The organism is Planktothrix sp. FACHB-1355, assembly GCF_014748295.1.
Taxonomy (GTDB): domain Bacteria; phylum Cyanobacteriota; class Cyanobacteriia; order Cyanobacteriales; family Aerosakkonemataceae; genus Aerosakkonema; species Aerosakkonema funiforme_A.
The window spans coordinates 1-1,673 of the sequence record NZ_JACJUP010001347.1 but is presented as its reverse complement, the minus strand read 5'-3'; the positions used below and the strand labels follow the sequence as shown (position 1 = coordinate 1,673).

Genomic DNA, 1,673 nt, shown 5'->3' with positions numbered 1-1,673 from the left:
AAGTTAAAACATCGCGCAAGTGTGATACAGATGCAATAGTTTCTAACAAAGGTTTAATAAACCTGGGAGCAATTTCGCTCGGTTTTACTATGACGGCACAACCTGCCAGCAATGCGGGTATGGTATCAATTGTGGAAAGCAAGAGAGGAAAATTCCAAGGACTGATGACGCCAACTAATTGATAGGCAACCTGTTGACTTTGCACTCGGATAAATGGAATTGCGGTTGCTTTTTCATCCTCTAACAATAATTCTGGCGCTACCCGACACCAGCGATCGATCGTGGAAATAAGCGAGTTGATTTCTACTACAGATTCAGACAATCTTCCCGTGTCGTTTACTAAAGCTTCTGTTAATTGCTCTTTTTGGGACAAAATGGCTTGTTTCCACTGCTGCATTGCCTCAATTCGCCGCTCTACACCCGCCTGCTGCCACGGAATTTGTGCTTCGCGCATTTGGGCGCATTTGTCGGCGATTTGGTCTGGTGTTGGCGGTGAAATCCAGCAGTCAATTTTTCCGGTGCGAGGATTGCGAACGCTTAGTTTTTCATTCATGATTTAAATCCTAATTGTTTAACCATCCTACTTAATTTAACCGCGCCAGACAGCGTAACAATATAATGATTATTCTAGGTTGAGATTTTCACTGAGTTGATGAATGTTCCAAAACAAGGAAAGTCCGATTCCACCATCAACATAAATGTTTTGACCTGTGATAAATCCGCTCTCTTGCGAACACAAAAAAGCCACCAAAGTCGCCACATCATCAGGCTGACCCCATCTTCCCATAGGAGTAGCTTTTGGTGGTAGGTCTTCAATATAAGGAACTGATGCTAAATATCCTTCCCATGCCTGAGTTTTAATGTAACCTGGAGTAACAATATTAACAGTAATTCCTCGCGGAGCTACTGAGAGAGCATAGTGCTTTGCCAGTACTTCCATTGCGGCTTTCGCAGGTGCAGACATGGCATATACTTTACTTGGATTGTAGACGCCATGAGAAGAAATGGCTACTACTCGTCCTTGTCCGTCAGTCATGTAATTCAAAGCTTTTTCCATGCACCGAAGAAAGGTTTTAGGATAAATTTCCTGAGCGTCTTCATACTGTTCAAAAGTAAATCCTCCAGGAAGTTTGGCGAGGATTGCGTACCCAGCTACATGAACAAAGGCGGTTAGTTGGCGCTGGAAGTGTTCTTCTACCACTTTGAAAAAGTTGTTAACTGTTTCGGGCTTTTTGATATTGCCTGCTACTGGTACAACTTTAACGTTAAATTCCTCTAACTCTTTCTTTGCAGCAAGTGCAGCATCATGGTTGGAATTATATCCCAGGATGAGATTGAAACCTTTACTCGCTAGTTGCCTAGAAATGCTTAAGCCTATGCCGCGAGTACCGCCAGTTATCAGTGCAACTTTCATCAGTTTAATTCGTTGGGTTTATTTTGGCTGTTAATCAATTCAAGAATTGCCAAATATCGGTAATTGGTAGTAGGTAGTAAGATGATTTTTACTGACCTATACCAGTTACTAGCAATTAAATTATTCCTAGTTTAGCTAAACGTTCGATCGTCTGCATCTGTGTTTGGATAAAGTGTTTGCGATCGACCTCTCGATCGAGCATAGTATTAGCTGGGTAAAAGTGAGATTGTCGATAGCTTTCTGCATACAATTCTAACCG

2 protein-coding genes are annotated in these 1,673 nt (G+C 42.1%); both read right to left on the bottom strand.

What is annotated here, in order from left to right; genetic code table 11:
* The coding region (locus tag H6S82_RS32270) for an aldehyde dehydrogenase family protein (protein ID WP_191057427.1) at positions 1-553 on the bottom strand (553 nt) is incomplete at its 3' end.
* A 69-nt stretch (positions 554-622) separates the two neighbouring features.
* Entirely contained in the window at positions 623-1,414 is a 792-nt protein-coding gene (locus tag H6S82_RS32265) for an SDR family oxidoreductase (RefSeq protein ID WP_190473245.1), read from the bottom strand.
* Between the last annotated feature and the right edge of the window lie 259 nt (positions 1,415-1,673).